This window comes from Pseudomonas sp. NPDC090592, assembly GCF_044769185.1.
Taxonomy (GTDB): domain Bacteria; phylum Pseudomonadota; class Gammaproteobacteria; order Pseudomonadales; family Pseudomonadaceae; genus Aquipseudomonas.
In genome coordinates this window covers 1-7,020 of the sequence record NZ_JBIVXJ010000062.1, presented here as the reverse complement: position 1 = coordinate 7,020, position 7,020 = coordinate 1, and the positions used below count along the sequence as shown (strand labels likewise).

General features: G+C 61.4%; 4 protein-coding genes and 5 tRNA genes. 8 read left to right on the top strand and 1 reads right to left on the bottom strand.

Features of this window, described 5'->3' with window-relative positions; all coding sequences use genetic code 11:
* Positions 1 to 129 precede the first annotated feature (129 nt).
* Positions 130 to 1,149, bottom strand: a complete 1,020-nt coding sequence (locus ACIQUI_RS28330; RefSeq protein WP_403204369.1) for an outer membrane protein assembly factor BamD — start codon at positions 1,147 to 1,149, stop codon at positions 130 to 132.
* Positions 1,150 to 1,296: 147 nt separating this feature from the next.
* On the opposite strand from ACIQUI_RS28330, the gene rluD reads away from it, so the two are divergent.
* From rluD to ACIQUI_RS28290, 8 genes are all read left to right on the top strand, one after another.
* Positions 1,297 to 2,259: a 23S rRNA pseudouridine(1911/1915/1917) synthase RluD gene (gene rluD / locus ACIQUI_RS28325; protein ID WP_403204366.1), complete on the top strand. Its 963-nt coding sequence runs from the start codon at positions 1,297 to 1,299 to the stop codon at positions 2,257 to 2,259.
* Entirely contained in the window at positions 2,256 to 2,996 is a 741-nt protein-coding gene (gene pgeF, locus ACIQUI_RS28320) for a peptidoglycan editing factor PgeF (protein WP_403204363.1), read from the top strand. The genes rluD and pgeF overlap by 4 nt, the downstream gene beginning before the upstream one ends.
* A 249-nt stretch (positions 2,997 to 3,245) precedes the next feature.
* Complete coding sequence (gene clpB, locus ACIQUI_RS28315; RefSeq protein ID WP_403204361.1) at positions 3,246 to 5,810, top strand: ATP-dependent chaperone ClpB; 2,565 nt, start codon at positions 3,246 to 3,248, stop codon at positions 5,808 to 5,810.
* 473 nt (positions 5,811 to 6,283) lie between these two features.
* A tRNA-Asn gene (locus ACIQUI_RS28310) sits at positions 6,284 to 6,359 on the top strand.
* A gap of 3 nt (positions 6,360 to 6,362) precedes the next feature.
* Positions 6,363 to 6,439, top strand: a tRNA-Pro gene (locus ACIQUI_RS28305).
* A gap of 6 nt (positions 6,440 to 6,445) precedes the next feature.
* A tRNA-Lys gene (locus tag ACIQUI_RS28300) sits at positions 6,446 to 6,521 on the top strand.
* A 48-nt stretch (positions 6,522 to 6,569) separates the two neighbouring features.
* A tRNA-Pro gene (locus tag ACIQUI_RS28295) sits at positions 6,570 to 6,646 on the top strand.
* A gap of 5 nt (positions 6,647 to 6,651) precedes the next feature.
* A tRNA-Lys gene (locus ACIQUI_RS28290) sits at positions 6,652 to 6,727 on the top strand.
* The last annotated feature ends 293 nt before the right edge of the window (positions 6,728 to 7,020 follow it).

The following is a 7,020-nucleotide window of genomic DNA, read 5'->3' as shown; positions in this document are numbered from 1 at the left end:
CAAACACCTGTCAGCCCTGATGCGATCCCTGTGGGAGCTGGCTTGCCTGCGATGGGCTGCGCAGCAGCCCCGGCAGTCTTAACTGACTGGCATTAGGCCCAAGGCCTCCCTTTCATTTACCGCTGTGGATCAGTCAAACATGCCAAAGGTCATGTAGCTGAACCAGGAGCGGTCTTTTTCGGCTTCTTTGGGGCCTTCCGGCACGATCGGGTCGCCATTCTCGTCTTTTGGCAGCAGCTCTTGCGGCATCTCGTCGCGCGCGTCCTGGAACTGCTTGACCACGTCCTGGTTGGCGCGGGTTTCACCCGGCGGCAGCGGGGTGTCGGTCTCGATCAGGCCCAGGGTGGCCTTGGACAGCCAGCCGCGGCCGTCAGACTCGGTCTGCTTGGGCTGGAACTCGCCATCGGCCAGGCTCGGGTGGTCCGGGTAGTTGAGCTTGAGGGTTTCCAGGCTGCTGGCAGCCAGTTCGTCCAGGTGCATCTTCTGGTACGACTCGACCATCACCGCCAGGCCGTCGCCGACCGAGGGGGTTTCCTGGAAGTTTTCGACCACGTAGCGGCCACGGTTGGCGGCGGCCACATAAGCCTGGCGGCTCAGGTAGTAGTCGGCTACGTGGATTTCATACGAGGCCAGCAGGTTGCGCAGGTAGATCATGCGCTGCTTGGCGTCTGGCGCGTAGCGGCTGTTGGGGAAGCGGCTGGTCAGCTGGGCGAACTCGTTGTACGAGTCGCGGGCGGCACCCGGGTCACGCTTGGTCATGTCCAGCGGCAGGAAGCGCGCCAGCAGGCCACGGTCCTGGTCGAACGAGGTCAGGCCTTTCAGGTAGTAGGCGTAGTCGACGTTCGGGTGCTGCGGGTGCAGCCGGATGAAGCGCTCGGCAGCCGACTTGGCAGCCTCGGGCTCGGAGTTCTTGTAGTTGGCGTAGATCAGCTCGAGCTGCGCCTGGTCGGCATAGCGGCCGAACGGGTAGCGCGACTCCAGGGCCTTGAGCTTGTTCACGGCGCTGGTGTAGCTGGAGTTGTCCAGGTCAGCTTGCGCCTGCTGGTACAGCTCGGCTTCGCTGAGGTTCTCGTCAATGACCTCTTTATTGGAGGAACAGGCCGCGGTAAGCCCGAGGATGGCGATCAGCAGCAGGTGTTTCACTTGCATGGCGGCTTGCGTCCCTTTGACGGCCGCTGTCTTGGGCGGTGCCGTCCTGTTATGATGAGCGCCCCGGCCAACCCCGGGACAAAAGAAGCCGTATTTAACCACAAGCTCGCAGCCGAAACCAAAGGCTGTGCGCCCGCCGAATCGAGCATGTCCGAGATCATTCAACTTAGCGCAGAGGTACCGTCCGATCTGGGCGGTCAACGCCTCGACCAGGTCGCCGCCCAATTGTTCGCCGAGTACTCGCGTTCGCGGCTTACTACGTGGATCAAAGAAGGCCGCCTGACGGTCGATGGCGCCGTCGTGCGCCCTCGCGATACCGTCTATGGTGGCTCTGTCCTGGCTCTGCAGGCCGAACAGGAAGCCCAGGGCGAGTGGATCGCAGAAGACATCGAGCTGGATATCGTCTTTGAGGACGAGCATATCCTGGTGATCAACAAGCCGGCAGGCCTGGTTGTACACCCGGCCGCCGGCCATGCCAGCGGCACCCTGCTCAATGCGCTGCTGCACCACGTGCCAGACATCATCAATGTACCGCGTGCCGGTATCGTTCATCGCCTGGATAAAGACACCACGGGCCTGATGGTAGTGGCCAAGACCTTGCAGGCGCAGACCAAGCTGGTTGAGCAAATGCAAGCCCGCAAGGTCAGCCGCATCTACGAGTGCATCGTGATTGGCGTGGTGACCTCCGGTGGCAAGATCGATGCACCGATCGGTCGCCACGGCGGCATGCGCCAGCGCATGGCCGTTACCGACGGCGGCAAGCCGGCGGTCAGCCATTACCGCGTACTCAAGCGCTTCCGCTCGCACACGCACGTGCGGGTCAAGCTGGAAACCGGCCGTACCCACCAGATTCGCGTGCACATGGCCCATGTTGGTTTCCCGCTGGTCGGCGACCAGACGTACGGTGGGCGCTTCCGCATTCCACCGGCTGCCAGCCCAACCATGGTCGAGGCGGTCAAGACCTTCCCTCGCCAGGCACTGCACGCGCGTTTCCTGGCGTTGGCCCACCCGATTACCGGTGAAATCATGAAGTGGGAGTCGCCACTGCCGGATGACTTCCTCTGGCTGCTGACGCTGCTGAACGAAGACCGCGAGAGCTTTATCGGATGAGCGGCCTGACGCAGTCGCTGCTGTTCCCCGACTGGCCGGCCCCGGCCTCGGTTCGCGCCTGCGTCACCACCCGTCAGGGCGGCGTCAGCCTGCCGCCCTACCAAACCTTCAACCTTGGCGACCATGTGGGGGATGACCCCGCAGCAGTGGCCGAGAACCGCCAACGCCTGAGCAGCGAATTCGGCATCCAGCCGGCCTGGCTCAAGCAGGTGCATGGGCTGGTAGTGGCCGATGCCGACCCGGCCGTGGTGGCCGAGGCCGACGCCAGCTGGACCGACCAGCCTGGCATTGCCTGTACCGTGATGACTGCCGATTGCCTGCCTGCGCTGTTCTGCGACCGGGCGGGCACGCGTGTGGCAGCGGCGCATGCCGGCTGGCGCGGGTTGGCCGGTGGCGTGCTGGAAGCCACGCTGGACCGCCTGGCGCTGGCGCCAGAAGAGGTGCTGGTGTGGTTGGGCCCGGCCATCGGCCCGCAGGCTTTCGAAGTGGGGCTGGAGGTGCGTGATGCCTTCACGGCAGTGCACCCGGAAGCGGCTCGGGCCTTTGTCGAGGGTGAGCGGCCGGGCAAGCTGATGGCCGACATCTATGAGCTGGCGCGCATTCGCCTGGCGGCGCGTGGGGTGACGGCTGTTTATGGCGGTGGCTTGTGCACGGTTAGCGATGAGCGGTTCTTTTCCTATCGCCGTACCCCGCAGGGTGGGCGGTTTGCTTCCCTGGTGTGGCTGGATCCTCGCTAGCCTGTACCGGCCCTTTCGCGGGTGAACCCGCTCCCACAGGGTAATCACAGTCCTTGAGAGCGGTGCAGTACTTGTGGGAGCGGGTTCACCCGCGAATGCCCCCCGCTAATCCAACGGGTTGACCCCGGTCAACCCCGCTACGCTTGAATCTTCCAGAATCAGCCTTATCTATAAGGTCATCTCAGGCAGGTTTCTTTATAAACAGGCGCTGTCCATCGCTCCGACCTGCCCTTTAAAGGAAGGTACACCATGCGAATCGACCGTTTGACCAGCAAGCTGCAACTTGCAATATCCGATGCTCAATCCCTGGCCGTAGGCATGGACCACCCTGCCATCGAGCCCGTGCACCTGCTGCAGGCACTGCTCGAACAGCAGGGCGGTTCGATCAAGCCGCTGCTGATGCAGGTAGGCTTCGACATCAACAGCCTGCGCCAGGCACTGGTGAAAGAACTCGACCAGCTGCCGAAAATCCAGAACCCCACCGGCGACGTGAACATGTCGCAGGACCTGGCGCGCCTGCTCAACCAGGCCGACCGGCTGGCCCAGCAGAAAGGTGACCAGTTCATTTCCAGCGAACTGGTAGTGCTGGCCGCCATGGACGAAAACAGCAAGCTCGGCAAACTGCTGCTGAGCCAGGGCGTGACCAAGAAGGCCCTGGAAAACGCCATCAACAACCTGCGTGGCGGTGCGGCAGTGAATGACGCCAACGCCGAAGAGTCGCGCCAGGCCCTGGACAAATACACCGTCGACCTGACCAAGCGTGCCGAAGAAGGCAAGCTGGACCCGGTGATCGGCCGTGACGACGAAATCCGCCGTACCGTGCAGGTGCTGCAACGCCGTACCAAGAACAACCCGGTGCTGATCGGCGAACCTGGCGTGGGTAAAACCGCCATCGCCGAAGGCCTGGCCCAGCGCATCATCAATGGTGAAGTGCCCGACGGCCTCAAAGGCAAGCGCCTGCTGGCGCTGGACATGGGGGCGCTGATTGCCGGTGCCAAGTACCGTGGCGAGTTCGAAGAGCGTTTGAAAGGCCTGCTGAACGAACTGTCCAAGCAGGAAGGCCAGATCATCCTGTTCATCGACGAACTGCACACCATGGTCGGCGCCGGCAAAGGCGAGGGCGCCATGGACGCCGGCAACATGCTCAAGCCGGCCCTGGCCCGCGGTGAGCTGCACTGTGTGGGTGCCACCACGCTGAACGAGTACCGCCAGTTCATCGAGAAGGACGCCGCCCTGGAGCGCCGCTTCCAGAAAGTGCTGGTAGAAGAACCGAGCGAAGAAGACACCATCGCCATCCTGCGTGGCCTGAAAGAGCGTTATGAAGTGCACCACAAGGTGGCCATCACCGACGGCGCCATTATCGCTGCGGCCAAGCTCAGCCACCGTTACATCACCGACCGCCAGCTGCCGGACAAGGCGATTGACCTGATCGACGAAGCGGCCAGCCGCATCCGCATGGAGATCGACTCCAAGCCCGAGGTGCTGGACCGCCTTGATCGCCGCCTGATCCAGCTGAAGGTGGAGTCGCAGGCGCTGAAGAAAGAAGAAGACGAAGCGGCAAAAAAACGCCTTGAGAAGCTGACCGAGGAAATCGAGCGGCTGGAGCGTGAATATTCTGACCTGGAAGAGATCTGGGCCTCGGAAAAGGCCGAAGTGCAGGGCTCTGCGCAGATCCAGCAAAAGATCGAGCAGGCCCGCCAGGAGCTGGAAGCTGCCCGTCGCAAAGGCGACCTGAGCCGCATGGCCGAGCTGCAGTACGGGGTAATCCCGGACCTGGAGCGCAGCCTGCAGATGGTCGACCAGCACGGCAAGACCGACAACCAGTTGCTGCGCAACAAGGTGACCGAGGAAGAAATTGCCGAAGTGGTGTCGAAGTGGACCGGCATCCCCGTGGCCAAGATGCTTGAAGGCGAACGCGAAAAACTGCTGAAGATGGAAGAACTGCTGCACCAGCGCGTGATCGGCCAGGGCGAGGCGGTAACCGCCGTAGCCAACGCCGTGCGCCGTTCGCGTGCCGGGCTGTCCGACCCGAACCGGCCAAGTGGTTCATTCCTGTTCCTCGGCCCGACCGGCGTGGGCAAGACCGAGCTGTGCAAGGCGCTGGCCGAGTTCCTGTTCGACACCGAAGAGGCGATGGTGCGCATCGACATGTCCGAGTTCATGGAGAAACACTCCGTGGCTCGCCTGATCGGTGCCCCACCAGGGTATGTAGGCTATGAAGAGGGCGGTTACCTGACCGAGGCCGTACGGCGCAAGCCTTACTCGGTGGTGCTGCTGGACGAGGTGGAGAAGGCCCACCCGGATGTGTTCAACGTGCTGTTGCAGGTGCTGGAAGACGGCCGCCTGACGGACAGCCACGGGCGCACCGTGGACTTTCGCAACACCGTGATCGTGATGACTTCCAACCTGGGGTCGGCGCAGATCCAGGAACTGGTGGGTGACCGCGAGGCGCAACGCGCGGCAGTGATGGATGCGGTGGGTGCGCACTTCCGTCCGGAGTTCATCAACCGTATCGACGAAGTGGTGGTGTTCGAGCCACTGGGCCGCGAGCAGATTGCCGGCATTACCGAAATCCAGCTGGGCCGCCTGCGCAGCCGTTTGCTGGAGCGCGAACTGTCGCTGAGCTTGAGCCCGGAGGCGTTGGACAAGCTGATTGCCGTGGGTTACGACCCGGTTTACGGCGCACGGCCGCTGAAACGGGCCATCCAGCGCTGGATCGAAAACCCGCTGGCGCAGCTGATTCTGGCAGGCAAGTTCCTGCCGGGTTCGGCGATCACCGCCAAGGTGGAAGGCGACGAAATCGTCTTTGGCTGAGCTGCTTCACCCTGAGCCCCGCATTTGCGGGGCTTTTTTTCGCCTGGTTGCCGGCACTGGCCGCTTCGCGGGTGAACCCGCTCCCACAGGATTTGTGCAAATTTCGAGCGCAACACCGTACCTGTGGGAGCGGGCGAGCCCGCGAATAGGCCGGCACAGCCCCAGCAATTCCGGGCCTTCGCAGGCTATCTTGATAACCCGCTGAAATTTTTGAAATTTTTGCTTGCATCAAAAAACGAGTGCCCCTAATATACGCCGCGTTGTCAGGCACTAAGCGAATCACCAGCAATATCGGTGATCGCAAAACAACTTACAAATCAGTAAGTTGAATGAAAAAAAGTGGTTGACAAGCAAAACGAAGAATGTAGAATAGCCGGCCTCAGCAGCGACAACGCGAAAGCGGTGAAGCTAAAGAGTCCGAAGCGAACACAGTCTTCGGAGTAGCAAATCGGAAAGTAGTACCGAAGTTCAGTTCCGCGATAGCTCAGTCGGTAGAGCAAATGACTGTTAATCATTGGGTCCCTGGTTCGAGTCCAGGTCGCGGAGCCATCTCGGGGTGTAGCGCAGTCCGGTAGCGCGCCTGCTTTGGGAGCAGGATGTCAGGAGTTCGAATCCCCTCACCCCGACCATTTTCCGGGTCGTTAGCTCAGTTGGTAGAGCAGTTGGCTTTTAACCAATTGGTCGTAGGTTCGAATCCTACACGACCCACCATGTAGAAAAGGGCATCTCCAGTTGAGATGCCCTTTTTTTTGAAAGACCCGGGGTGTAGCGCAGTCCGGTAGCGCGCCTGCTTTGGGAGCAGGATGTCAGGAGTTCGAATCCCCTCACCCCGACCATTTTGGGGTCGTTAGCTCAGTTGGTAGAGCAGTTGGCTTTTAACCAATTGGTCGTAGGTTCGAATCCTACACGACCCACCATGAACAAAGGGCATCTCGCATGAGATGCCCTTTTTCTTTGTCTCGGTTTTATCCTGTCGGATTTTTGGGCCTGCTTCGCAGGCCTTTCGCGACACAAGGCCGCTCCTACAGGTGTCGGCGCATGGCAAATACTGCGCGGTCTTGTGTAATCGATGGACTCGCCCCCGCCGAGGCATCACAGTGCCACGGTGGCGTTCGAAGAAGCCAACGGCAGCGAGGGCGAGACCATGAAAAAGCATAGTTCGAAGCAAGTAACCCTGTCTTCCACTGATGTGGAGCTTTGCACAACGATC